The 25887-nt window shown below is 58.2% G+C and carries 22 protein-coding genes; 9 read left to right on the forward strand and 13 right to left on the reverse strand.

Annotated elements, in window-relative coordinates:
- Nucleotides 1-30 precede the first annotated feature (30 nt).
- The 5 genes from secF to queA all read right to left on the reverse strand — a co-directional run bounded on the left by secF (nt 31) and on the right by queA (nt 5932).
- Nucleotides 31-975, reverse strand: a complete 945-nt coding sequence (gene secF, locus ACLEIV_RS03185) for a protein translocase subunit SecF (protein ID WP_410455210.1) — start codon at nt 973-975, stop codon at nt 31-33.
- Nucleotides 976-986: 11 nt separating this feature from the next.
- Complete coding sequence (secD, locus tag ACLEIV_RS03190; RefSeq protein WP_410455211.1) at nt 987-2840, reverse strand: protein translocase subunit SecD; 1854 nt, start codon at nt 2838-2840, stop codon at nt 987-989.
- A gap of 21 nt (nt 2841-2861) precedes the next feature.
- Nucleotides 2862-3188 carry a preprotein translocase subunit YajC gene (gene yajC / locus ACLEIV_RS03195; RefSeq protein ID WP_410455212.1) on the reverse strand — a complete coding sequence of 109 codons (327 nt, stop codon included), beginning with the start codon at nt 3186-3188 and terminating at the stop codon, nt 2862-2864.
- Between the two features lie 271 nt (nt 3189-3459).
- The gene (tgt, locus tag ACLEIV_RS03200; protein ID WP_410455213.1) at nt 3460-4599 is read right to left on the reverse strand and encodes a tRNA guanosine(34) transglycosylase Tgt; all 1140 of its coding nucleotides are present in this window, start codon (nt 4597-4599) and stop codon (nt 3460-3462) included.
- Nucleotides 4600-4882: 283 nt separating this feature from the next.
- Entirely contained in the window at nt 4883-5932 is a 1050-nt protein-coding gene (queA, locus tag ACLEIV_RS03205) for a tRNA preQ1(34) S-adenosylmethionine ribosyltransferase-isomerase QueA (RefSeq protein ID WP_410455214.1), read from the reverse strand.
- Between the two features lie 188 nt (nt 5933-6120).
- On the opposite strand from queA, the gene ACLEIV_RS03210 reads away from it, so the two are divergent.
- Together ACLEIV_RS03210 and ACLEIV_RS03215 are read left to right on the forward strand one after the other, a co-directional pair.
- Nucleotides 6121-6630 carry a CBS domain-containing protein gene (locus ACLEIV_RS03210; RefSeq protein WP_410455215.1) on the forward strand — a complete coding sequence of 170 codons (510 nt, stop codon included), beginning with the start codon at nt 6121-6123 and terminating at the stop codon, nt 6628-6630.
- Nucleotides 6627-7229, forward strand: a complete 603-nt coding sequence (locus tag ACLEIV_RS03215; protein ID WP_410455216.1) for an acyl carrier protein phosphodiesterase — start codon at nt 6627-6629, stop codon at nt 7227-7229. The genes ACLEIV_RS03210 and ACLEIV_RS03215 overlap by 4 nt, the downstream gene beginning before the upstream one ends.
- Here the strand turns inward: ACLEIV_RS03215 and ACLEIV_RS03220 are convergent.
- The 6 genes from ACLEIV_RS03220 to ACLEIV_RS03245 all read right to left on the reverse strand — a co-directional run bounded on the left by ACLEIV_RS03220 (nt 7190) and on the right by ACLEIV_RS03245 (nt 16597).
- On the reverse strand, nt 7190-9022 hold the full coding sequence (locus ACLEIV_RS03220) for a protein kinase domain-containing protein (RefSeq protein WP_410455217.1): 1833 nt from the start codon (nt 9020-9022) through the stop codon (nt 7190-7192). The two genes, ACLEIV_RS03215 and ACLEIV_RS03220, sit on opposite strands and share 40 nt — an antisense overlap.
- Before the next feature lie 14 nt (nt 9023-9036).
- Nucleotides 9037-10329, reverse strand: coding sequence for a 2-oxo acid dehydrogenase subunit E2 (locus ACLEIV_RS03225; protein ID WP_410455218.1), 1293 nt, complete (start codon nt 10327-10329; stop codon nt 9037-9039).
- Nucleotides 10330-10337: 8 nt separating this feature from the next.
- Entirely contained in the window at nt 10338-11315 is a 978-nt protein-coding gene (locus ACLEIV_RS03230) for an alpha-ketoacid dehydrogenase subunit beta (protein WP_410455219.1), read from the reverse strand.
- Entirely contained in the window at nt 11315-12580 is a 1266-nt protein-coding gene (locus tag ACLEIV_RS03235) for a thiamine pyrophosphate-dependent dehydrogenase E1 component subunit alpha (protein ID WP_410455220.1), read from the reverse strand. The genes ACLEIV_RS03230 and ACLEIV_RS03235 overlap by 1 nt, the downstream gene beginning before the upstream one ends.
- Nucleotides 12581-12614: 34 nt before the next feature.
- Nucleotides 12615-14753: a methyl-accepting chemotaxis protein gene (locus ACLEIV_RS03240; protein ID WP_410455221.1), complete on the reverse strand. Its 2139-nt coding sequence runs from the start codon at nt 14751-14753 to the stop codon at nt 12615-12617.
- Nucleotides 14754-14998: 245 nt separating this feature from the next.
- Nucleotides 14999-16597, reverse strand: a complete 1599-nt coding sequence (locus tag ACLEIV_RS03245; RefSeq protein ID WP_410455222.1) for an isocitrate lyase — start codon at nt 16595-16597, stop codon at nt 14999-15001.
- Nucleotides 16598-17016: 419 nt separating this feature from the next.
- Here ACLEIV_RS03245 and ACLEIV_RS03250 point away from each other — a divergent pair, with 419 nt between their 5' ends.
- From ACLEIV_RS03250 to ahpF, 3 genes are all read left to right on the forward strand, one after another.
- Entirely contained in the window at nt 17017-17313 is a 297-nt protein-coding gene (locus ACLEIV_RS03250; protein ID WP_410455223.1) for a hypothetical protein, read from the forward strand.
- Nucleotides 17314-17423: 110 nt separating this feature from the next.
- The gene (gene ahpC / locus ACLEIV_RS03255; RefSeq protein WP_410455224.1) at nt 17424-17990 is read left to right on the forward strand and encodes an alkyl hydroperoxide reductase subunit C; all 567 of its coding nucleotides are present in this window, start codon (nt 17424-17426) and stop codon (nt 17988-17990) included.
- 94 nt (nt 17991-18084) lie between these two features.
- Nucleotides 18085-19626 (forward strand): alkyl hydroperoxide reductase subunit F, encoded by a 1542-nt coding sequence (ahpF, locus tag ACLEIV_RS03260; RefSeq protein ID WP_410455225.1) that lies wholly within the window; start codon nt 18085-18087, stop codon nt 19624-19626.
- Nucleotides 19627-19755: 129 nt separating this feature from the next.
- On the opposite strand, the gene yejK is transcribed toward ahpF, so the two are convergent.
- The gene (gene yejK / locus ACLEIV_RS03265) at nt 19756-20748 is read right to left on the reverse strand and encodes a nucleoid-associated protein YejK (RefSeq protein WP_410455226.1); all 993 of its coding nucleotides are present in this window, start codon (nt 20746-20748) and stop codon (nt 19756-19758) included.
- Between the two features lie 77 nt (nt 20749-20825).
- On the opposite strand from yejK, the gene ACLEIV_RS03270 reads away from it, so the two are divergent.
- On the forward strand, nt 20826-21053 hold the full coding sequence (locus ACLEIV_RS03270; RefSeq protein ID WP_104485321.1) for a YejL family protein: 228 nt from the start codon (nt 20826-20828) through the stop codon (nt 21051-21053).
- A gap of 31 nt (nt 21054-21084) precedes the next feature.
- The gene (locus tag ACLEIV_RS03275) at nt 21085-22941 is read left to right on the forward strand and encodes a DUF3413 domain-containing protein (RefSeq protein ID WP_410455227.1); all 1857 of its coding nucleotides are present in this window, start codon (nt 21085-21087) and stop codon (nt 22939-22941) included.
- 401 nt (nt 22942-23342) lie between these two features.
- On the opposite strand, the gene ACLEIV_RS03280 is transcribed toward ACLEIV_RS03275, so the two are convergent.
- Complete coding sequence (locus tag ACLEIV_RS03280; RefSeq protein ID WP_410455228.1) at nt 23343-23870, reverse strand: NlpC/P60 family protein; 528 nt, start codon at nt 23868-23870, stop codon at nt 23343-23345.
- A 69-nt stretch (nt 23871-23939) separates the two neighbouring features.
- Between ACLEIV_RS03280 and ACLEIV_RS03285 the strand changes: the two genes are divergently transcribed.
- Together ACLEIV_RS03285 and ACLEIV_RS03290 are read left to right on the forward strand one after the other, a co-directional pair.
- Nucleotides 23940-24695, forward strand: a complete 756-nt coding sequence (locus ACLEIV_RS03285; RefSeq protein ID WP_410455229.1) for a 4'-phosphopantetheinyl transferase family protein — start codon at nt 23940-23942, stop codon at nt 24693-24695.
- Nucleotides 24696-24904: 209 nt separating this feature from the next.
- Nucleotides 24905-25741, forward strand: coding sequence for a tetratricopeptide repeat protein (locus ACLEIV_RS03290; protein WP_410455230.1), 837 nt, complete (start codon nt 24905-24907; stop codon nt 25739-25741).
- The last annotated feature ends 146 nt before the right edge of the window (nt 25742-25887 follow it).

Raw genomic sequence — 25887 nt, forward strand, 5'->3', positions numbered from 1 at the left:
GGCCCGCCGGGCCCCTTTGGTATCATGCTGTCAGGGTAACGACTCTTGATCCGCCCCTTCCTTCTCTATCTGCGGTGGCAGCATATGCTCCCGTTGTACCCCGAGCAGCATGGCCCAGGCACTGGCAATATAGATGGAAGAATAGGTACCGAAGCCGATGCCCAGCAGCAAGGCGGTGGCAAAACCGTGGATCAGCGCCCCCCCCTTGAGGAACAGGGCTATCACCACGACCAGGGTAGTGGCCGAGGTGATCAGGGTTCGGCTCAGAGTTTCGGTAATCGCCTCGTTAAACACCTCGGCGGTACTGGTATTGCGCACCCGCCGAAAGTTTTCACGCACCCGGTCGAACACCACTATGGTATCGTTGAGCGAATAGCCCACCACCGTCAGCAAGGCCGCCACTATGGTCAGATCCACCTCGATTTGCATCCAGGAGAAGACACCAAGGGTAATGATCACATCGTGGGCCAGTGACAACACGGCACCGGAAGCCAGACGCCATTCGAAGCGCATACCGACATACAGCAGGATACAGAGCAAGGCCACCAGAATGGCCAGACCGCCCTGCTCCGCCAGCTCGGCACCGATGGCGGGGCCGACAAACTCCAGCCGCTTCATCTCGACCGCAGCCGAAGTCTGCTGCATGGCTGCCATCACCGACTCGCCCTGCTGCTGCACATCTACGCCTTCCTGAGGAGCCAGGCGGATCAGCACATCCCGGCTGGTACCGAAGTTCTGTACCGTTGCACCGGACAGACCAACCTGTTCGAGGTTATTACGTACCACGTCCAGCTCGACCGCCTGCTCGAAGGCGACTTCGACCACGGTACCGCCGGTGAAGTCCAGGCCCCAGTTCAGCCCTCTGGTAAAGAGGCTGAAAAAGCACAGTGTTATCAAGGCCAGCGACACAACCGTCGCCGCCTTCGAGTAATGCATGAAGCGAATGGGCGCCCGGGTTTTGAGGATCTCAAACATCGGTTATTTCCTCATATCGACAGTTTGCTGAGACGCTTGCCGCCCCAGAGCAGGTTGACCAATGCCCGGGTACCGACGATGGCGGTAAACATGGAGGCGAGAATACCTATCATCAGGGTCACGGCGAAGCCCTTGATGGGGCCCGTGCCGACCGCAAACAGTATGATGGCGGTGATCAGCGTGGTGATGTTGGCATCGGCAATGGTACCGAGCGCCTTGTCGTAGCCGATATGAATCGCCTGCTGCACCCCGCGCCCGTCCCGCAGTTCCTCACGGATACGCTCGAAGATCAGCACGTTGGCATCCACCGACATGCCGATGGTCAGCACTATGCCGGCAATACCCGGCAACGTCATGGTCGCCCCCGGCACCATCGACATCACCCCTATGATGATCACCAGGTTGGCCAACAGCGCCGCATTGGCCACCAGACCGAACTTGCGGTAATAGATGATCATGAACAACACCACCGCCAACAGGCCGTAGACCATGGCCATCAGACCATTTTCTACGTTCTGCTGACCCAGACTCGGGCCTATGGTGCGCTCTTCCACTATCTGGATGGGCGCAATCAGAGCACCGGCCCGCAACAACAGCGCCAGATTCTGGGCTTCCGCCATGGAATCGATGCCGGTTATACGGAAACTGCGTCCCAGTCGCGACTGTATGGTGGCGACGTTGATCACTTCCTGCTGTTTACGGAACTGGCGAGTGCCATCTTCGTTCAACTCGTCACCGGTTTTATACTCGGTAAACACCGTTGCCATGGGGCGGCCGACGTTATCCTTGGTAAAATCGGCCATGCGGCTGCCGCCGGGGGCATCCAGGCTGATATTCACCTGCGGACGGCTGAACTCGTCCATGCCGGAGCTGGCGTCGACGATATGCTCACCGGTCAGGATGATGCGTTTCTGCAACACGACCGGGCGACCGTCTCTGTCCCTCAGCAACTCGCTGTTGGGCGGAACCCGACCCGCACCGGCGGCGGCCACATCGGCATTTTCATCCACCAGGCGGAATTCCAGGGTCGCGGTGGCGCCGAGGATTTCCTTGGCCCGGGCGGTGTCCTGAATACCCGGTAGTTGTACCACGATACGCTCGGCACCCTGGCGCTGCACCAGCGGCTCGGCTACGCCCAGCTCGTTGACCCGGTTGCGGATGATGGTGATGTTCTGCTGCAGGGCGTATTCCTTCACCTCTTTCAGTCGCTGCTCGCTCATCTCCGCGAACAGCCCGAAGCTCTCGCCGTTGTCACGTTCGGAGAACATCAGGCCCGGATAACGACCGCGCAGATGGCTGAGCGCCTTGTCGCGGGTAGCCGCATCGCGGAATACCACCAGGGTGCCACCGTCTTTGGCCAGGACACCGGAATAACGCAGGCGCTGTTCACGCAGGTCGGTACGGAAGTCCTGCACCGTCTGCTCCTGCACCCGGCTCAGGGCTTCGTCCATGTCCACCTCCATCAGGAAGTGCACGCCACCACGCAGATCCAGGCCCAGTTTGAGTGGGCCGGCACCGATGGCTTCGAGCCAGGAAGGCGTCGACGGGGCCAGATTGAGGGCGGTGATATAACCATCATCCAGAGTGTCCGCCACCAGATCCTTGCCCTTGAGCTGATCATCGGTATTGCGGAAACGAATAAGTAATTGATCATCAATCAGGGCGGCGCTTTTCACTGCAATGCCGGCCTTGCTTAGGGTCTGCTGAGTCTGGCTCAGAACGGCAGGGGTAACCTGAGTACCACGGGAGCCCGACACCTGCAACGCAGGGTCTTCACCAAAAAGATTGGGTGCTGCATACAGAAAACTGATGGTGATCACGGCGATCACCATCAAGTATTTCCACAGCGGATATCGATTTAACACGCTGTGCTCCTCGATAGGAAATTAAAGGGACTGGATAGAACCCTTGGGCAGGACGGCGGTGATGAAGTCCTTTTTGATGGTGACCTGGCTCTGCTCGCTCAGGCTCAACAATACATAGTCATTTTCTGCGGAGATTTTGGCAATCTTGCCTACCAGGCCGCCGTTGGTCAGCACTTCGTCACCCTTGCTCAGGGAAGACATCAGACTCTTGTGCTCTTTGACCCGCTTGGACTGGGGACGGAAAATCATGAAATAGAAGATCAGGCCGAATACCACCAGCATGATGATCATTTCCATACCGCCACCGGCGGCTCCGTCCTGGGCGTAAGCGTTGGAGATAATATCCATTCTTTTCAGTTCCTCGTTGATGGTTAAAACAATAAGTACCGAGTTACAACCTTCGTGGCGACGGAAGGATACAGCTTGGCCGACCGGAACATGCCATGGATGGCATGTCCGAGCGCACATGGGGCGAGGTATTCGCCGCAACGAGCCGCTTTGGCTCGACCGAACATCCAGTGGATGTTCGTAGCGGATCAAAACGCGAGTATCTCTTCCCACAGCGTGTCGGTGTGCTGTACCTTCCGTCGCCAGGCTGCGGACTCAATGGTCAATCCGGTTATTCCACTTGCTCGCTCTGACCCAGTGGCGGCACGGGTTTACCCTGGCGCGCATAGAACTCAGCTACAAAGTCGTCTAATTTACCCTGCTCTATGGCCCCGCGTAAACCTTCCATAACCCTTTGATAGAATCTGAGATTGTGAATGGTGTTTAAACGCGCACCCAGTATCTCGTTGCACTTGTCCAGGTGATGCAGATAAGAGCGTGAATAGTTCTTACAGGTGTAGCAATCGCAGTCCGAATCCAGAGGGCCGGTATCTGTCTTGTGCTTGGCGTTACGGATCTTCACCACCCCTTCGGTGGTGAACAGGTGGCCGTTGCGGGCGTTGCGGGTCGGCATCACGCAGTCGAACATATCGATGCCGCGGCGTACCCCTTCCACCAGATCTTCCGGCTTGCCCACCCCCATCAGGTAACGGGGCTTGTCGGCCGGGATCTTGGGACAGGTATGCTCCAGTACCTTGTGCATTTCGTGCTTGGGCTCACCTACCGCCAGGCCGCCGACCGCATAGCCGTCGAAGCCGATGTCGAGCAGGCCGGCCAGCGATTCATCACGCAGATCTTCGTAGACGCCGCCCTGGATGATACCGAACAGGGCATTCTTGTTCCCTTGCTTGTCGAAATGATCCCGCGAGCGCTTGGCCCAGCGCAGGGACATCTCCATCGACTTCTTGGCTTCCTCCCAGGTCGCCGGATAGGGAGTACATTCGTCCATGATCATCACGATGTCGGACCCCAGACCGTACTGGATTTCCATCGACACTTCGGGAGACAGAAAAATCTTGTCGCCGTTGACCGGGTTGCGGAAATGAACGCCTTCTTCGGTGATCTTGCGGATATCGCCGAGGCTGAATACCTGGAAACCGCCGGAGTCGGTAAGGATGGGTCCCTGCCAGTTCATGAAGTCGTGCAAATCGCCATGCAGCTTCATGACTTCCTGACCCGGGCGCACCCACAGGTGGAAGGTGTTGCCGAGCAAAATCTGGGCGCCGGTATCGGCGACTTCTTCCGGGGTCATGCCCTTGACGGTGCCGTAGGTCCCCACAGGCATGAAGGCCGGGGTTTCCACCACGCCACGGTCGAAGATCAGGCGGCCACGGCGAGCGCGGCCATCGGTGGTTTGCAGTTCAAACTTCATCAGTTACCTCACTGGCCGGAGAAACAGTCCGACCTTATAGAAAACAACAGCGTTTTTGCCAATGTAGAAAGAGGCAACAGGGTTGCCTCCTCCGACACGCTTCAAGTACATCCATGCCACGCTCGTCACATGCCATCCCTGCAGCCTCTTCCGCAACCCAAAGCTGCTTGTTGGAAGAGCTATCAGGCGAGTCGGCGAAGCGAGCCCTTTGTCCGACTGTCTCACCCAAGCCTAAAGTCACACATTCTATTTTGACACCTGTGACTAAAAACAGGCTTATGGTTTAAAGATTGCTCTGCCGAGTTATAAACATGGCGTCACCGTAGCTGAAGAAACGATAACGCTCGGCCACCGCCTGCCGGTAGGCTTCCATGATGTGGTCGTAGCCGGCAAAGGCGCTGACCAGCATGATCAGGGTCGACTCGGGCAGGTGGAAATTGGTGACCATGGCGTCCACCAGCTGGAAGCGGTAGCCGGGGTAGATAAAGATATCGGTGTCGCCGTAAAAGGGCGCCAGCGGCTCGCCCTTGGCCATGGAGACCCGGGCGGCGCTTTCCAGTGAACGCACCGAGGTCGTGCCCACGGCAATCACCCGTCCGCCCCGGGCTCGGGCCGCTTCTATCTGCGCCACCACCTCGGGCGACACTTCGATGTATTCGGCGTGCATCTTGTGCTCGAGCACCTGCTCGACCCGTACCGGCTGAAAAGTCCCGGCCCCCACGTGCAGGGTAACAAACGCCTGCTCCACTCCCTTGGCTGTCAGGGCGTCCAGCAGCGGCTGATCGAAGTGCAGACCCGCGGTGGGGGCGGCGACGGCGCCGGGCTTTTCGTTGTAAACAGTCTGGTAACGTTCTTTGTCGGCGTCGGTGTCGGGTCGGTCGATATAGGGCGGCAGGGGCATATGGCCCACCGCTTCGAGGACTTCGAGCACGGTTCTGTCGTCGTGGAATTCGATTTCAAACAGGGCCTCGTGGCGGGCCAGCATGGTGGCCTGCACGTCCGGCTCCAGGATCAGGGCGGCGCCCGGCTTGGGTGCCTTGGAGGCGCGTACGTGAGCCAGCACCCGCTTGTCGTCCAGCACCCGCTCGACCAGTACTTCCAGCTTGCCACCGCTGGCCTTGCGACCAAAGAGGCGAGCCGGGATCACGCGGGTATTGTTGAATACCAGCAAATCGCCGGAGTTGACCAGGTCCAGGATCTGACCGAATTGACCATGGGTAATACCACCGCTGTTACCGTTCAGCTGCAACAGCCGACTGGCGGTGCGTTCCGGCATCGGATGACGGGCTATCAGTTCGTCGGGAAGCTCAAAGGAAAAATCTCGGACCAGCATACACAACCTCTTGTCATAACGGGCGCTAGTCTAGTGAGGCCGACCCACGGGATCAAGGCAATTCGGCCGGGGTTAGCGCATAATGGGGTTTCCTGACCGGCCATAACGGTGCCGTACGAGCTTACTCTTACCCGACCGCCCGGTTAGGCTATCTTGATATATATCTTGATATAAAAAAGAGGAGAAAGATGATGCCCGCGATCGTCTCTGAAATTATGTCACGCAACGTCATCAGCCTGCCGCCGTCGGCCAGCCTGACCGAAGCCCGCACCCTGATGCAGCGCCATCACATCCGTCACCTGACGGTCCAGGTGAACGATCGTCTGGTAGGGCTGGTCAGCCAGCGGGATATTCTGGCGGCGCAGGAGTCGAGCCTGGAGCAGGGCACCAATGGCCACTTTCTGCAACAGCATCAGATTGCCGAGGTAATGGTGCACGATGTCACCACCGTCAGCCCCAGAGCCGGCATCCGCGAAGCCGCACTCTATCTGCAAAAACACAAGTACGGCTGCCTGCCGGTGGTGGACAAGGGCAAGTTGGTGGGTATTGTCACCGACAGTGACTTTGTCACCGTCGCCATTCATCTGCTGGAGGTGCTGGACGCCCAGCTGGCCGAACAGCCGCTCGACGACTTCGACAAAGACGATCTGGACCTGTCGATGACACGGGAAGACGCAGACGAGCAGGAAGCCCGGTGAATTATCTGGCCCACCTGCACCTGGCTCACTACAGCAACACCAGCCTGCCCGGCGCCCTGCTCGGTGAATATGCCCGGGGCACTATAGACTCCCAGTTGCCCCCGTCCCTGCAGCTGGGCATTCGGCTGCACAGACACATCGACAGCTTTACCGATTCCCACCCGCTGCACGCCGGGGCCGTGCGCGCGCTGCCCAGCCCCTTTCGCCGCTATGGCGGTATCATCATCGACATGATGTTCGACCACTTTCTCGCCCGGTACTGGTCTCGCTATCACCCCTGGCGGCTTGATGATTTTATCGGCTACAGCCATCGCCAGTTGCAGCCGGATGAACATTGGCCGGAGGCCATGGTCACCCTGGTGGCACGCCTCAAGCACTATCGATTGCTGGCCGGCTACCGGAGCCTGGAGGGCGTCACCCTCGCCATCGCTCGCATCGATGGTCGCTTTCGCCGCCCTACCCCCCTGCCGTTGTGCGCACCACTCTTGCTGCAACATTACTCCGCCATCGAGCAGGCCTTTCTCGACTTTTATCCCGAACTGCAGTCTTTTGTACTGGATCAGTCCCGGCAACCCTGGGCCCTGGGGTTGGCCGGGTAAAAGCATTCCGGCTGTACCGGCTGATGGCTGAACAAGCGGGTGTTCTTGTGCGGCAGCTTCATGAAGCCCCCCACCCCCTGATCGTCGATCTGCGGTATCAGCGCCACTATCTGCCGCAACAGGCCGGCAAACTCCGCCTCGGCGGCGGCATCCAGCAGCCGGTAGTAGCTGTGCAGCTTCATATACAGCGGCGTCACCTCGAAGATGATGCAGCCGGTGTGGTGAATCTCGTTCAACCGGCTGAGCACCGCCATGATGGCGGCGGGCAGCACCAGCTGTTCGTCCGGATCCCGACCATCTTCGAAGTAGGAATGCTGGCGGCTGGCATCAAGGGTGCTGGGGATAACCGCCAGCCGATAGGGAATACGGGTGTCCGTCGTCGGCACAAAGGGCTGATCCGGCGCCTTGCGGCTCAAGTGGATGGTATTGCGGGCGTTGAACAGGCAGGCCTTGAACAAACCGACTTTATCGATGGCACGGGCCAGCCTCACCACGTTGTTGACCGCCAACACAAAGGCGGGCTGCATCTCCTCGTCATAGAGGTTGAGGCTGGAGTCGATATAGAGGCCATCCACCTGCCAGTGCACCGCCAGCCCGCCCACCACCGGATAACGGCCCAGCCGGCTGACCGCCGCCACAAAGGCCTTTTCGGTATCGCCCATGCCCGCCAGATAGTTTTTGTAATAACGCTCCAGTTGGGCATCGTCCACATAGTGAATGGCCGCCTCTTTGCTGTGCTCTCGCAGAAAAGACTTGCGGGAGGAATAGACCACCGTATCCATGTCGTGGCGCTCTGAGCTGGTCCATACCGGCAGCATGGGGCTGTCATCAAACAGTTGTCGTTCGGGCAGCACCAGCCGTTTCATTCGCGGCATGGCGGCAATGAAATGATCCCCGGCCCGCCGCCGAAGTGCGGCATCCTCTCCCAGCAAGCCATCCAGCATCAGCGCAAATTCTTTCGGTAGCCCCAGGCTGGTCGCCGGTATGGCGTGGCAGCCAAAGCGACAGGACTGACCCGAGGCCAACGCATAAAGGGTGGCGGCGACTCCCTGCTCGTCGAAGCGCGGGCAGGACAGGGCCCCTTCCCGCTGCTCGGGCCCGATGAAATAGACATCCCCCAGCCGGGCATTGCTGTGCTGCAAATCCGCCGACATCAGCTGCATCACATTGGTAGAGACAAACTGCCCTTCTCTGTCGAGCTGGGCAAACACCGACGAGCCCCAGTCGACCAGGCTGAGGTGACCGCTGTCGGCATCAAACACTATGTTGGAGGGCTTGATATCGCCATGCACAATCGGAGCGGGTTGCCTCTCTTTACGGTGTCGGCGCAGGGCCTGCAGAATATCCGCCAGCTGGGCGGCGATATCGATCAGCTGACGGGGCGATAGTCGGCCCCGGCGCAGGCTGTAGTGCTCAAGATCCACGCCTCTGGCCCGGCTCATCATCAGGATGCCCTGCTTCTTGAGCCGCTGATAGGTGATATAGGCGGGCACCCGGGGATGCCGGACCCGGGACAACATATAGGCCTCGTCGGCCAGCCGTTCCCGGATATGTTCGGGAAGCGTGATACGGGAAAACTTGAAGGCGTACTCTTCCCCCGGCTCGGCGGTGCCGGCAAAGGTGAAGCCGTAGGCGCCGTGGCCCACCAGCTGAATATGCCGGTAGCCCAGCCTTTCCAGCTGGCTCACACACAAGGCGATCCAGTCTTTCAGTTTTCTGGCATCGTTGGCATTGAGCAAGTAGATGGACTGCTCTTCGGGAATATAGAAGTTGCCCAGTTGGTGCCGGCTCATAAGCAGCTCAAGGATTAACTTAACTGGATCAGCATGCGTTCCGGTTGCTCCAGGTAGCGATACCAGCACCGGTTGAAGCGCGCCAGGGTGGCGCCGTCGATCAGACGATGATCCGCCGACCAGCACACCATCATCAGTTCCCGGGCCACCACCTCACCGGCCTCGTTGAAACGCGGCAGCCGCTGCCCGCGTCCCAGCGCGGCGATGGCCACCTGGGGTGGACTGACGATGGGACTGGAAACCACACCGCCGAGGGCACCGATATTGGACAGGGTAATGGTGGCCCCCTGCAGCTCGGCAGGCGTCAGTCGACCGGCCCGCGCCGCCCCGGTGAGCCGTTCCAGTTCGGCGGCAATATCCAGCAGGGAGCGTCGCTGGCAGTGATGCAACACCGGCACCAGCAAACCGGCGTCGGTATCCACCGCCACCCCGACATGGTGATCCGGCAGACGGCTAACCTCGGTCGCCTCCGGGTTGAGGCGGCTGTTCAGCTGCGGAAAATCGTGCAACGCCAGTGACAGCGCCTTGATAAAAAACGGCAGCAGGGTGAGCTTGATGTTCTGTTCGGCAAATACCGGCGTCAGCCGGTGTTTCAGCCGCAGCAGCTCGTCCAGCTCCAGCTCGTCGCAGAGAGTAAATTGCGGAATGGTCAGCGAGGCCGTCATCTGCCGGGCCATGGCGGCGACAATACCACTGAGGGGGACACAATGCTGCCCGGCACTGTCGTCGCTATGCTCCCGCTCGACCGGCAGGGTGCTGGCGGCCTGCTCTTGTTTTTGCTCCGCCAGATAGGCTTCTATATCTTCCTTGTAGACCCGGCCCTTATCACCGGACCCCGGCACCTGAGTCAAATCCAGATCCTGCTCCCGCGCCAGTCGGCGCACCGCCGGGCTGGCCAGCGCCTTGCCTTCCACCTTACTTTCCACCGGCTCCGGAGCGGCCGGCGACTCCCGCGATGCTCTCTCGGGAGGGGGAGAAACCAGCTCGGGCCTCGATGCCGGTTCGGATCCGGATTCAGGCATCGAGACCGGCTCCGGTATCTCGGGCGCCGACTCGGCATCGGCGTCCCCCGCCACCTCCATTTCAAACAGCGGTGCATGCACCCGGGCCATCTTGCCCCTGGCCACATAAAGCCGGCTGATGATGCCGCTGTGCATCGCCGGTATCTGCACCAGCGCCTTGTCGGTCATCACATCGCAGATTGCCTGATCTTCGACGACCCTTTCTCCCTCCTCTACCAGCCACTCCACCAGCTCGCATTCCACTATGCCTTCCCCGATATCCGGCAGATAAAAATCCTGCTTCATGCGGCCCCCTAGAAGTTGAACGTACGCACTATGGCGGCATGGATCTTCAGATGATCCGCCATGTATTCCTTTTCCAGCGCCAGCGGATAAGGGGTATCCAGGCCGCATACCCGGGCGATGGGGCTTTCCAGGTACAGAAAACAGCGCTCCTGAATGGTGGCGGCGATTTCGCCGGCAAAGCCGCCGGTGAGCGGTGCCTCGTGACTGATCACCAGGCGACCGGTTTTGAGGACCGACGCCGCCACCCGGTCGGCATCCCAGGGCAATATGCTGCGCAGGTCGACAAGTTCGCAGGACATGCCGTCCTGCTCGGCCAGCGCCACCGCCCTGGCCGCCACCTCCATCTGGGCGCCCCAGGCCAGCACGGTGACATCCGACCCTTGCTGCACCACCTCGGCCTCGCCCAGAGGCACTTCATAGTAGCCTTCATCCACCTCGCCGACGGCGGCGCGGTACAGCCGCTTGGGCTCCATGAACAGCACAGGATCCGGGCTGGCAATGGCGGCCAGCAGCAGCCCCTTGGCCTGAGCCGGATCTCGCGGTATCACCACCCTCAGTCCCGCCGTGTGGGCGAAATAGGCTTCCGGTGACTGACTGTGATAGTGGCCCCCGTTGATGCCACCTCCGTAAGGGGTGCGGATCACCAGGCCGCCCACATCGAACTGGTTGCCGGAGCGATAGCGATACTTGGCGGTTTCGTTGATGATTTGATCGAAGGCCGGATAGATATAGTCGGCAAACTGGATTTCGGCCACCGGCTTCAGCCCCCGGGCCGCCATGCCATTGGCAAAGCCGATGATGCCCTGTTCGGTCAGGGGGGTATTGAAGCAGCGTCGTTTGCCGTACTTGTCCTGCAGCTTGCTGGTGGCGCGGAAAACGCCGCCGAAGTGGCCGACATCCTCACCGAAACAGACCACGGCTTCGTCTCGAGCCATCGCCAGATCCAGGGCATGGTTGATGGCCTGTAACAGGTTCATTTCCGCCATTATTCAAGCCTCCCTGCCGTCAACGGATAGGCATCCGGATATTGCCGGACATGGGCCTTCAGTTGTTCGAGCTGCCCCCGCAGCGCCGACGTCGGCTCGGCATAGACGTCGCCAATCAGGGTATCAATATGGGGTTTGGGGAGCTGTTCGGCCTCTTTCAGAGCCTCCAGCACCTCCTGTCGCAGGGCGTCGCTGGCAATCTGATCGGCTGCCTCGTCCAGCCAGTCCCGGTGCTGCAGCCACAGGCGATAACGGGCGATGGGATCCTGCTTTCGCCAGCGCTCTTCTTCTTCCCGGGAACGATAACCGCTGGGGTCGTCGGAAGAGGAATGGGCGCCCAGCCGGTAGGCGATGGCTTCCACCAGCACCGGCTGCTGCTGTTCCAGCGCCAGCTTGCGTGCCAGCCGGGTCGCCTCGTACACCGCCAGCACATCGGCGCCGTCTACTCGAATCGCCTGCATACCGTAGCCCACCGCCCGACAGGCGATGCCATCGCCGATAAACTGTTCGTTGGCGGGGGTGGAGATGGCATAACCGTTGTTGCGGCAGAAAAAAACCACCGGTGCCTGCAGCACGGCCGCCATGTTCAGACCCGCATGAAAGTCCCCTTCCGACGCCGCCCCTTCTCCGAAGTAACAGAGGGTAACATTGTTTTCTCCCTTCAGCTTCTGGCCGTAGGCATAGCCGCTGGCCTGGGGGATTTGGGTACCGAGCGGAGAGGAAATGGTCATAAAATGAAAATCACGGCTGCCGTAGTGCACCGGCATCTGCCGCCCCTTGCCCAGATCCCGCTCGTTGGAGAGCAGCTGGTTCATGAACTGGGTCAGGCTGAAGCCCCGGTAACGCAGCGCGCCCTGCTCCCGGTACTGAGCCATGATCATGTCTTTCCGGTCCAGGGCGGCGGCACTGGCCACTGTGCAGGCTTCTTCTCCCAGACACTGCATATAGAAGCTGATCCTGCCCTGGCGCTGGGCCGCGAGCATGCGCTCGTCCAGAATACGGATAAACACCATACTCTCGTATATTTTCAGGGCCGTGTCCCTGTCCAGTACCGGCGACGAGGCGCCGGCAAAAAGGGTACCGTCTTCCTGCAAAATACAGAGGGTGGGAATACTGAGTGCCTGTGCTCCGGTAAACTGAGCCTGGTGCACCTTGAAGACGGCGGTATTGCTCGGGTTGGTCATGGCGTCACTCCCATCATAGGCCGGGCGATGCTGGAAACGAGGCCAGGCTGACACCGTCATGGCCGCTTGATATGACGCCAATTATAACACCTGGGTAACAGACTGTAGGACAGACTCAGGTCTTGAGTCTTCCCAGCTCTTCCGCCAATCCAAAAGACAGCCGATTCAGACGCCGACCGTGATCATCCACGTCCTGCGCCACGACCGTCAGCTCGCCGGCCGCTTCTCCCATATAGGCAAGGTTACGATTGATATCATCGGACACCGCTCTCTGTTCTTCGGCCGAGGTAGCCATCTGGGTAACATGATCGCTGATGGTTTCGATCAAACCGACCACCTGAGCCAACTCCTGATAAGCCTCTCGGGAATTTACCGATGTTTGCTCTGCCCTCATGGCGCCCTGCTCCATAATGTGCACGGTTGATCCCACCTGCTGATTAAGCCGGGCAATCAGGTCGGCAATATCGTCGGTCGACTGACGGGTCTTTGCTGCCAGCGCTCGCACTTCGTCCGCCACGACTGCAAAGCCCCGGCCCTGCTCACCGGCCCGGGCCGCTTCAATGGCCGCATTCAGTGCCAGCAGGTTGGTTTGTTCGGCAATGGCCCGGATCACGTCCAGAATCGTATTGATGGCCTCGCTTCTTTCGGCCACCTGATTAACCGCCTCGGCCGAGCCCTGTGCCTCGCTCGACAATACTCCGATATCATCGACCGTCGTAGACAGCCGTACCTGAGTCTGCTTCAGCGCTTGACTGGCCTGACTGGCCTCGGTAGCCGCCCGCCCGGAGAAGCGGGCCACTTCTTCGGCAGCCACGCTCATCTCGTTCATGGCGGTCACTACAGAGTCGATTTCGCTCTGCTGACGATTGATTTGTTCATGCATGCTGGCGGCCAGACCCGCGCCCAGCTCCGATTCCTTCTCGACCTGGAGTCCCGTTTGTTTGAGCCCACCGACCAGTTCCCTCAATTGCTCGATAAAGGTATTGAAACCACCGGCAAGCGTAATCAGTTCCTGGTGAGTATCGATATTAACCGAGTGAGTCAGATCGCCTTCTGCATTGCCAAGCCGACCGATACGCTCATTCATTATCTTCAGCGGCCGGGTGATGGTGCTGACCAGCAACACCGTCAGGCCGACCCCCACCAGAATGATCAGAGCGCCCGCCAGCCACTGCAGTCGGGTCAGCTCCCTGACACTGGTGACCAAATCCGCCTCCAGTCCGGCCACATCACGCAACGCGACCGCCCTGGGTACGCTAATCAGCAACGACCAGTGGGCTCCGGCAGCGGGTATCTCCAGCGGGTAGGCACCATAAAGCCTGTCGCTATCAGTCTGGCCTTCCTCGCCGCGAGCAAGGGCCTGCAACTGTTGTAGCTCGGCACCGGTCACCACCTCTCCAAGAGGACGTCCCAGCTGTTCGGGGTAACGGCTGGAGGCGGCAATAAAACCCTGAGAGCTGAGCAGCAGTACATCGGCCTGTCCACCATAAAGGGATTCCGCCAGCGCGACCAGTTGCCGCTGAAACGCCGGCAGGTTGATGTCGGCTCCGACCACTCCCCTGAAGCGACCGTCGGCGATCACCGGCACCGTCATGGTGGTCATCAGCTCACTGTAACCGGGCTTGACTTCATACAGATAAGGCTCCAGCAAACAGGGCGTGCCCGTTTCCATCGGGCACAAATACCATTCGGCATTACGTACTCCGAACTCGTTACGCTGCCGGTCGTATTTTTCGTCCGCCCCGGGGACAATCATCTGCTCGATCTTGCCATCCGGATGGCGTACCACATACACCTCCAGGCTGCCTGCACCAGCCACCGAGTGCGTGTAACCATCGGTAAAGCGCCCGTCTTCCCCATCATAGCCATTGGCTTCAAACTGGCTGTAAATAGCGCTCAGTGACGGATTGACCGACAGCGTCTGTTTATTCAGTGCCACTACCTGTGCCCGGCTCAGGCGCAAGGCAGGCGGTGTCTCTGTGTTGCCGGCGAGGGCCCCCGCGAGAGTCAGCGGGACTGCAAAGTTTTCATTGATAAAACCGGCCAACCGCGCACCCGCCTCACCGGCCTGACTGTGCAGGCGCGCCCTGATTTCCCCGCTCAGCACCCGGGAGGTTTCGGCAGCGACCTGCTGTGCCGTGCGCTGGAGGAACAAATTGACGATTCCGTTAAGAATAAAAATACAGAGCAACAACATCAATCCGGTTGCGACAAGCAACTTGGTCGACAGCTTCGTCTTCTTTAACTGCTTCATTTTTCCAACATCCATCTGCATAACAGGCCCTTTCAGCCTGATGTCCATCGAGTGAAGCCTATTCCGGCCCACCAGCATTGCCGTGATCGTTTGGCACCACCAGTGTTATCATTTATTCAACATCAATGCACTTTTATTAAATACCGAGGACATAAAAAATGGCAGCCCGGGGGCTGCCAAAAAACACGAGATGGATCTTGTTAGTATTTTTTATTTGTTAATTAATAGTTGGTGAATGCACATTCTCAGATATTTTCGAACTGACCCATGGTGTTGTCTTTACCGCCGGCCTTCAGCGCCGCTTCACCGGCGAAGAATTCCTTGTGGTCATCACCGATGTTGGAGCCGGCCATGTCTTGGTGCTTGACGGTGGCGATGCCCTGGCGGATTTCCTTGCGCTGAACCCCGGCCACATAGGCCAGCATGCCTTCGTCACCGAAGTAGCCCTTGGCCAGGTTGTCGGTAGACAGCGCCGCCGTGTGGTAGGTCGGCAGCGTGATCAGGTGATGGAAGATACCGGCTTCACGGGCGGCGTCGCGCTGGAAGTTGGCAGTCCATTCATCGGCCTGCTTGCCCAGTTCGGTGTTGTCGTAGTCTGCACTCATCAGCCTGGCACGGTCGTAACCGGACAGATCCTTGCCCTCTGCCTGCCACGCATCGAATACCTGCTGGCGGAAGTTCAGAGTCCAGTTGAACGACGGGCTGTTGTTGTACACCAGCTTGGCATTGGGCACCACTTCACGGATGCGGTTGACCATGCCGGCAATCTGGCCCACATGCGGTTTCTCGGTTTCAATCCACAGCATGTCGGCGCCATTCTGCAGGCTGGCGATGCAGTCCATCACCACCCGGTCTTCACCCGAGCCTTCCTTGAACTGGAACAGGCCCGAGGCCAGACGCTTGGGTTTGACCAGCTTGCCGTTCTGCTTGATCACCACGTCACCGTTGTTGATATCGTCGGCACTTTCAATCACGTCGCCGTCGATGAAGCTGTTGTACTGATCACCCAGATCGCCCGGTTCCTTGGTCACCGCTATCTGCTTGGTCAGACCGGCGCCGAGGGAGTCGGTGCGGGCCACTATGACACCGTCGTCCACGCCCAGTTCCAGAAACGCCAACCGTACCGCGTTGATCTTGGCAAGAAAGTCGGCATGCGGCACCGTGACCTTACCGTCCTGGTGGCCGCACTGCTTCTCGTCGGACACCTGGTTTTCGATCTGGATGCAGCAGGCACCAGCTTCAATCATCTGCTTGGCCAGCAGATAGGTTGCCTCGGCGTTACCGAAACCGGCATCGATATCGGCGATGATCGGCACTATATGGGTTTCGTGGTTGTCGATTTGGGCTTCGATGTCCTTGACCCTGGCACTGTCACCGGCGTTCTGGGCTTCTTCCAGGTCGCGGAACAGATGATTCAGCTCCCAGGAGTCGGCCTGCCGCAAAAAGGTGTACAGCTCTGCAATCAGTCCCGATACGGCCGTTTTCTCGTGCATGGACTGATCCGGCAACGGGCCGAACTCGGAGCGAAGGGCCGCCACCATCCAGCCGGACAGATACAGATAACGGCGCTTGGTACTGCCGAAATGCTTCTTGATGGAAATCAGCTTCTGTTGACCGATAAAACCGTGCCAGCAGCCCAGCGACTGGGTGTACTGTGAAGTATCCCTGTCGTAGTTGGCCATGTCTTCACGCATGATTTTTGCGGTGTATCTGGCAATATCGAGACCGGTCTTGAATTTGTTCTGAGCGCGCATACGGGCGGCATGTTCCGGCTTAATGGCGCTCCAGGTCGGGTTTTGCTTGATCAAAGAGGTGAGTGCATCAACTTCGCTTGCGTATGGCATAGTCTCGGTCCTGTTCTGTCAGATTGAGGTTCTCTTTTCAGAGCCTGTTCACTTCCCTGTCACACCTGCACATCAGACAACAAGAATGCAGATTGCCGGTGTTGAGCAGTGGTCTTTTCGTTTTGCTCCGCAACTAACGCTGGTTTCTTTGTCTGTTTCCTTGTCGATGCAGGTCTGTCTGTACTGCCTGCCCTGTTTTTGTTTCCGTTTGTTCTGCGCTGCGGTACGACTATTAAGTTGCGTAAAAAACCGGGAAAGATCAAGTTGTAATTTCACAAAAATACAACATAAATCACATAATCAATCTGACGTAAAACCAAAGCATTATTGTCACAAAGCCCGTATTTACTGGACTAAAGATACAACAGGATTGGACCAAGACACCTTAAGGGTAATTTAATTACAAAAATAAAATACATATGCAATATTTTTTCCCGATGCAACTCCAATGTTGTAAATACCGGTTTTTCTTTATTTCAACGGCAAGTAAAACACCAGATGACCAAGGTATCATGCAGGAGAGAGAAATCAGCGCCCTGAAATTTTGCGACCGCACAAAACAAATCATGACCATGCCTCGGACACAAGAAAGCATCTGCTTGTCGTTGTTTTATCATTTTCCTCAAGGAGGAGGTTCGCCAGGCAGCAGAACTGCGATTTCCTTCACCCGCAACCGATCAGAGGGTAAGGGCGAGGACGGCAAAATGAATCAATAGAAAACAACTATCAAAACAATAGAAAATAGTGAATTCACTTATTGAAAGCCACCTCCTACTATGGACATCGTTCGCAAGACACACCCAATCATGGAATTTAAGGAGCTAACATGTCCGTCGCTATCAACACCGAAATAAAACCCTTTACCGCCCAGGCTTACCATCAGGGTAAATTCGTCGAAGTGACCGATGCCGACCTGAAAGGAAAATGGTCTGTCGTGTTCTTCTACCCGGCCGACTTCACCTTCGTCTGCCCCACCGAGCTGGGCGACCTGGCCGACCACTATGCCGAACTGCAGAAAATGGACGTGGAGGTGTTCTCGGTCTCTACCGATACCCACTTCACCCACAAGGCCTGGCACGACAGCTCAGACACCATCGGCAAAATCCAGTACTACATGGTGGGCGACCAGACCGGCACCATCACCAACAACTTCGGCGTTATGCGTGAAGGTCAGGGTCTGGCCGACCGCGCCACCTTCATCATCGACCCGCAGGGCGTGATCCAGGCCATCGAAGTCACCGCCGAAGGTATCGGCCGTGACGCCTCCGATCTGCTGCGCAAGATTAAGGCGGCCCGATACGTCGCCGCTCACCCGGGCGAAGTTTGCCCTGCCAAATGGCAGGAAGGTGAAGCAACCCTGGCCCCGTCGCTGGATCTGGTCGGCAAAATCTAATACCCGGCCTACCCCCCCCGGCCCGCTGTAATGAGCCCTCATCCGGTCGGCGGGCCGGGGTTACCATCGCCAACATTCAGCACAGGACACGACCATGCTAGATCCGAATATCAAAAAACAACTGGACACCTATCTGCAGAGCATCGTCTCTCCTATCACAGTCAGCGTCTCCGCTGATAACAGCCCCAAATCCAGAGAATTGCTGGAACTGGCCACCGAAATCAGTGCGCTGTCCGGCAAGATCAACCTGGAGGAGGCCGCCGCAGAGCGCAGCCCCGGCATGAGCATCGCCCGCCGGGGAGAAGCCCCCAGGGTCAGCTTCGCCGGTATCCCTCTGGGCCACGAATTTACCTCGCTGGTACTGGCCCTGCTGCAGGCCGGTGATCACCCATCCAAGGCCGCCCCCGAGTTACAGGAACAAATCCGTAACCTCGAAGGCGACTACCATTTTGAAACCTATATTTCCCTGTCCTGCCAGAACTGTCCGGATCTGGTGCAGGCGCTGAATCTGATGGCGAATCTGAATCCCAACATCACCCATGTGATGATCGACGGCGCCCTGTTCCAGGACGAGGTCAATCAACGCCGGATCATGACGGTGCCGTCGGTGTATCTGAATGGCGAGCACTTCGGCCAGGGCCGCATGAGCCTGGAAGAAATCGTCGGCAAACTGGACACCGGTGCCGCCAGCCGCAAGGCCGCCGAGCTGAATGAACAGGCCCCCTTTGACGTACTGGTAGTAGGCGGTGGCCCCGCCGGTGCCGCGGCCGCCATTTATGCCGCTCGCAAGGGCATTCGTACCGGCCTGGTGGCCGAACGCTTCGGTGGCCAGGTGATGGATACCGTCGGAATCGAAAACTTTATCTCGGTCCCCTATACCGAAGGCCCCAAGCTGGCCGCCGGTCTGGAGCAGCACGTCAGGGAATACGGTGTGGACATCATCACCGATGAGCGCGCCGCCGGCATCACCCGGGGCGAGCTCATCGAAGTACCGCTGGCCAGTGGCGCCACCCTCAGGAGCCGTGCGGTGATCCTGGCCACCGGTGCCCGCTGGCGGGAACTGAATGTACCCGGGGAAGTGGAATACCGTAACAGGGGTGTGGCCTACTGCCCCCACTGTGACGGTCCCTTTTTCAAGGGCAAGCGCGTGGCCGTGGTCGGTGGCGGTAACTCCGGCATTGAAGCAGCCATCGATCTGGCCGGGCTGGTCGAGCATGTGACCGTACTGGAATTTGCCGATACCCTGCGCGCCGACGAGGTGCTGCAACGCAAGGTCCGCTCCATAGGCAATATCGACATCATCACCAGTGCCCAGACCACCGAGGTGGTCGGTGACGGCAGCAAGGTGACCGCGATGAATTATACCGACCGGATCGGTGGTGACAGCAAGCGACTCGAAGTAGCCGGCATCTTCGTACAAATAGGCCTGGTCCCCAACACCGAGTTCCTCAAGGGCTCGGAGGTGGAGCTGACCCGGTTCGGAGAGGTCATGATCGACGCCAAAGGTGCTACCTCCATGAGCGGTGTATTCGCCGCCGGCGATGCCACTACGGTACCCTATAAGCAGATAGTGATCTCTATGGGTGCCGGTGCCACCGCCGCCCTAGGTGCCTTCGATCATTTAATTAGAACTTAAAACAAAGCGTTACGCCGTCAGCTATAGGCGAATCAGGCAGAAACAACACCAAGGGCCTATAAAAAAAACACCGAACCTGAGAAGGGCTCGGTGTTTTTCTGACTGCTTGCAGCTTGAGACTGATAGCTGTTACTTAACCAGCTGGGACTTCAGGTTGGGTGGTACGCCCCGGATAACCAGAGTATCGGTCGCCGCATCGTACTGAATACGCTCGCCCAGCAGTTTCTGATCGAAACTGATGGTCAGACCGCCGCCGGAGCCGACGTATTTAGTCAGCCCCTTGAGCGCGGATCTGTCCACCGGAAACTTGTCTTCCAGCTGATACTCCTCGCTGACAAACTGATAGAAGTCCAGGTCGTCATCGGTGCCCAGTTCCGCCGACAGTTCGCGCAGCTCCAGCTCCTCGCCTTCCTTCAGTTGCTCGCGACAGTATTTGCTGACCAGCGCCTTGCTCTCCAGCTTTTCTTCCGTACTGAGCTGGCGAGACTCGCAGAACTCGTCCACCGCCTTCAGCAGGCCCTGACTCTGTGCCTTGGGATCCATGCCTTCGACACAGGAAAGAAAATTCAGGAAAAAATCCGATACCTTGCGTCCGGCCCGGCCCTTGATGAAGGAAAAATAGCGATGAGAGTCGGGGCGACTCTGCAGTTCGGTCAGATCCAGACGGGCAGCCAGCTGCATCTTGCCCAGATCCAGATAACTGGCCTGACTGACTTCCAGCTTTTCCGTGACCATGACGCTGTCCTTGTTGTCCAGCAAGGCGATTAACAGATAGTGGGCGCCCAGCCACTGATAACGCACAAACAACAAGACGCCCTGCTCGCTCATGTCCAGCCGGTTCAGCTCGGCCAGCAGCCGCTCGGCCGCCTGATGGGTAAAGGCGGCAAAGTTCAGGCTTTGATCTTCAACCCGGCGCACCAGGTCGCGAAAACCGCTGTCGTCTTCGTTGAAATAACCGAATACCTTGCCGGCCTTGGTGTTGTAGATATGGTGCAGCTCGCCCATCAATTGATTAACCGCCGGCCCCGTGGCCAGTTCCTGCTCTCTGGTGGCCAGCCGGGTCTGCCCCTGCTCATCCAGAAACAAGGAGTGTACTATGATGTGTTCGATGTCCAGGCTCATAACAGATTGCCGTAGAGTTGCCAGAATGGGTGGGGTATTATAGTCGCCCTGTTATCAAGTTACATGATTGAACGCCCATGCCTGTTATTTCCAAGTACGATAAACAATTTGATCAACTACTGAGCGAGCTGGAAGCCGTGATGGACAAACATCTGGCGCCGGCCGATCTGAGGTTGATGGTGCTGGGTAACCTGGCCACCCATATCATCAATCATCAAATCTCCCCGGGGCAGCGTAAAGCCATTGCCGACAAGTTCGCCAAGGTGCTGACGTCCTCGGTCGACACCCAGAAAGGGGCGCACTAAGAGCCCTTTTGCCAATAGAAAGCGCTGAATTATGCTCGAAACCGGTAATATCTATCGCGACAATGTCTCTCGCCTGATCGGCTGGGGCCACTGGCTGGTGTTTTTCAATATCCTGCTCGCGCTGCTGGTTTCGAGTCGTTATCTGCTGATCGCCGGCTGGCCCGACACCCCTCTCGGTGTCGGCTACATGCTGACAAGCTGGGTCGGGCATTTCGCCTTTCTGAGCTTCTTTACCTATCTGCTGACGCTGTTTCCGCTGACGTTCCTGTTCCCCAGGGTGCGGGCGGTGCAGTTGATGGGCGCCGCCATCGCCACCGGCGCCCTGACCCTGCTGCTGGTGGATACCCAGGTATTCAGCCTGTTCAGGTTTCACCTCAACCCGACCGTCTGGCGACTGCTGCTGGAACAGGCCCAGGCCGAAGAGGCCTCTGGCTGGGGCTGGCTGTTCGTGTGGGTACCGCTGCTGTTTCTGTTTGAACTCTGGCTGGCCGGCTGGCTCTGGCGCTGGAGCCAGCGTCGCCGGCGCTCACTGACCTTGCCGCTGGCACTGCCGTTGCTGGCCAGCTTTTTTCTGACTCACAGCGTCCATATCTGGGCCGATGCCCTGGTGTATACCCCCATCACCGATCAGAAAGCCAACTTTCCGCTGTCTTACCCGATGACCGCCAAAAGCTTTCTGATCAAACAGGGCTGGCTGGACGAGGATCGGTATCGTCAGCTGTCACGGCAGGTGGCAGAGCAGCCACAGCGTCGGCTGAATTACCCGCTGCGCCCACTGTCGGTACAGGCGCCCGACGCCTCGCCCAATATTCTTCTGGTGGTAGCCGACGGCCTGCGCGCCGATCAGCTTGATGCCATTACCATGCCCAACCTGAATCGTTTTGCCAGCCGCCACCTGCGCTTCGATAATCACCTGAGTGCCGGTAACCAGCCCAGATCAGCCCTGTTCAGCCTGTTTTACAGCCTGCCGTCCCATTACCAGCGCGATGCAGAGCAAGAAGGCATAGCCCCGGTATTCATCGACGAATTACAGCGCCAGGACTATCGATTTGGTCTCTTTGCCAGTGGCGGCCTGGATAAACCGCTGTACCGTAACGCCATTTTTTCGACCCTGCGCAATCAACCGTTCGACACGGCGGCCCGTGGTGCAGAAGGTGACCGGAAAGCGGTGGCCGACTTCAGCCTCTGGCTGGAACAAGAGGATAATCAGCGCCCCTGGTTTTCTTTCGTCTATCTGGACGCGCTCAATCAACTGGATCTTCCCGCCGATACAGAGGGGCCTTTCCAACCCTCGCTGCAGCAGTTGAATCCGGCCCAGGCCTATCAGAACGAGCAACGCGACGCCCTGTTCAACCGCTATCGCAATGCGGTCTTCTATACCGATCGCCTGCTGGGGCAGTTACTGTCTCGGGTCAGGCAAGTAGAAGGGCGCGATACCCTGATTATCGTCACCTCCGGTCACGGCGTGGAATTCAACGATAACGACAATAATACCTGGGGCTTCGGCAGCGCCTACTCGCCTTATCAGCTGCAGGTGCCACTGGTCATCGGCTGGCCCGGTCAGCATCAGCCAGCCCGCTTCAGCCACCCGACCAGTCAGCTGGATCTGGTGCCGACCCTGATGCGTCAGGCGCTGGGGGTCCAGAGCCCGACGCGTAGTTTCAGCACGGGGCAATCCCTGTTCAAGGTAGACGCCAATCGCTGGCGACTGGCGTCGGATGAAGAAGAGTATGTTATCTATCAACAGGATGACATCACCCTATTCAATCGTCGAGGCGATGTTCAGTTGTTGCGGGCAAAAGACTATAAAACCGAGCCGGACGCCAGCCCGGAGCTGTCGCTGCTGCTGCAGGTGATGAACGATCTGAATCGTTTTCAGGGTGAGTAGAACCCGGCGGCAGGCTATAAGCCAGTCTCTTGGTCACAAATCAGTCTGTCGCATAAAGAGGCAACAGGGTTGCCTCCTCCGACACGCTTCAAGTACATCCATGTAACGCTCAGCATATGACATCCCTGTCATATGACGGTCGAATGAGGCAATCCCCGCTGCCTCTTCTTAGCGCCCGAGTTCACTGTTGGCATCACAAGCAGGAGACGCCGGAGCTTCAAGGAGTCTGCTCAGCCGACCATCCGCGCCACGGATGGCTCGGTTGAGCCTACAAGGATGTGTTCACGGCGAGTCGGCGGAGCGGGCCCTTTGTCCGATGTGCAAACATTGAGCTACAAAACAAAGCTGTTCTCCTGCTCTGGATTTGTGACCAAGAGACAGGCTTACAGCTGTGTTTTAAGTTAGTCGTGATCCAGCAAACGCCGGGCCTGCCAGTAGCGACTACGCCAGTACACATTATCCAGCCGGGAAATGGTCACGCCCACGCTGGAAGAGGCATGGGCAAACTTGCCGTCGCCAACATAAACCCCGTTATGCCGAGTGCGACCGGTGCGGAAAAACACCAGATCGCCCGGTTGCAGCTCCTGTTTGCTGACCGGACGCCCCAGGGTCACCTGCTCGTAGGTACTTCTGGGCAACTCCATTCCGTATGCTTCCTGATACAGGGTACGGGTAAAGGCCGAGCAGTCGATACCCTCGCTATCGACGCCACCAAAACGATAAGGTACGCCCCGCCAGCGTTGATAAACCTGCTGAAGACTCCGGACGGATCCCTGTGTATGCCTGGGTTTCACCGGACCGGTACTGATGCTGTAAGTCAGGGAAGAAGACGGTTTTTTTCCAGCTGTCTTTTTTCCTGACTCAGATTTCGGGATACTGCTGCAACCGGCAAGCAGCAGCAAACTGCTAAGAAGAATTACCTTTTTCATATGAATATTGGCAACCAGCTATCGATTTCAAAGATACTAGTGCAGATCCCGGGGACTTGGCAAAAAAATATGAGTAAAAACAATAATATTTTTACCGAATTACTGATTTGTAACGGTACCGGCGTCAGCCTGCCCGATAACGCTCGAAAAACGCTCTCTCAAGCCGAACTCGTCCGCCTCGACAGCATCAGTCACCCGTGCCAGGCCCGGCTGTTTTTGCTGGGTCGCTATCTGCTGCGCCAACTGTTTGCCGACCGGCTGATGCTGGCTCCAAACCAGATTCCCATTCATATCGATGTCAAAGGAAAACCCCTGCTGGAACAAGCCGAGTGGCATTTCAATATCAGCCACAGTGGCGACATCCTGGCGCTGGCCATCGGCAATCAGGGCAGCCTGGGTATCGATATAGAAGGACGCCAGCTGTCGTCGGCGCAGATAACCCGCCTGGCCCGGCGCTACCTGAGCCAACAAGAACAGCAATGGCTGAAACTAAGCCAGACCTCATCGGCCGACTTTATCCGGTTGTGGACCGTCAAGGAGGCGGTGCTCAAGGCCCATGGTGGAGGTATCGCCAATAATCTTCAGCGGGTACACTGGCAACCGGGCCAGGCTGGCGCCACCCTGGACAGGCACCCCTACCGGCTTTATCAATATCCGCTGGCGCACAGCTGGCTGACGCTCGCCATCGACGACCAGCCCGGGGCCACCGACGCTCCGGCCCGGCCGGAGCCGGCACTGCTCAGCCTGGCCGATTTGCCCTTTGAGCTTGAAATAACCGGGCCGCAACCCAATTTATCCCTAGGGTCTGTTGACCTTTCGCGATGATTTTTGCAGCCGTTTGTGGGGTCTTGATACAAGGCAGCGCTTATGCCATGTAGTCACGCTGCATAGATAAGCGATAACGCAGTAGCAAGACCCCACAAACGCTGCCCTGCGGGTTCGGCTAAACGCGTTTAACTCGAACAGAATTTAACCGCGAAAGGTCAACAGACCCTAGCTCCCCCAATTCATAACTCCTGAGTGAGACCCTGTCTATGATCGTTGACATCAATGTGCAGAATTTTCAGCAAGCGCTAATCGAAGCATCCATGAACAAGACGGTAGTGATTTATTTTCACGCCCAGGCGGTGCCCGAATGCCAGCCCATGACGCCCTTGCTGGAACGACTCATCGGGGCCGATAACGGCCATATCGACCTGGCCAAGGTTGATGTGGAAGACCCGCAATTGCAGAGTCTGGCCTCACAGCTGGGTCTGCGGGGTCTGCCGGCCATGGTGGCCTTCAAGGACGGTCAGCCGGTCGACGTGCTGGAAGGCCCCCAGGATGAAAACGGTATCCGGCAGTTTTTACAGCCCTACCAGCCCAACGAGGCCGAACTATTGCTGGATCAGGCCAAGCAGATGCTGGGCATGGACCCACAAGCCGCCTATGGTCTGCTGCAACAGGCCCGGGCACTGGAGGACACGGCAAGCATCCGCCTTTATCTGGCAGAAGCCGCCCTGGCCCTCAACAAGCTGGAAGAAACCAAGCAGCTGCTGGCCAGCATCGGCATGGCCGATCAGGACAGCCAGTATCAGCACATTCTGGCCCGCCTGGAGCTGGCGGAAGAAGCCGCCGACAGCCCCGAGCTACGCGAGCTGGAACAGAAGCTCGCCGCCGAGCCGGATTCTCTGCAACTGAAAGAGGAACTGGCGGTACTGTATTTTCAGGCCGGTAGGCAGGAAGAAGCGCTGCAGTTGCTGACCGAGGTACTGCAGAAGGATCTGGCGTTTGGTGAAGCCAGAAAGCATTTCCTGGACATGCTCACCACCATGGGTGCCGACCCGGTCGCCTCCCGCTACCGTCGCAAGCTGTACAGCATGCTGTACTAATGACATTTGTCGGGTCGCGGCGCCAGAGACAATAGGACCACCACCTCCGAGGCACTACAAGCAGATTCTCGTAAGCTCGCCCATGCCATCCATGGCATGGGCCGGTCGGCGGCGGCAATCCCTATTGCCTCTTGTCAATGGCCGGA

The sequence above is a fragment of the Oceanisphaera submarina genome (assembly GCF_046521305.1).
GTDB classification, from domain to species: Bacteria; Pseudomonadota; Gammaproteobacteria; order Enterobacterales; family Aeromonadaceae; genus Oceanimonas; species Oceanimonas submarina.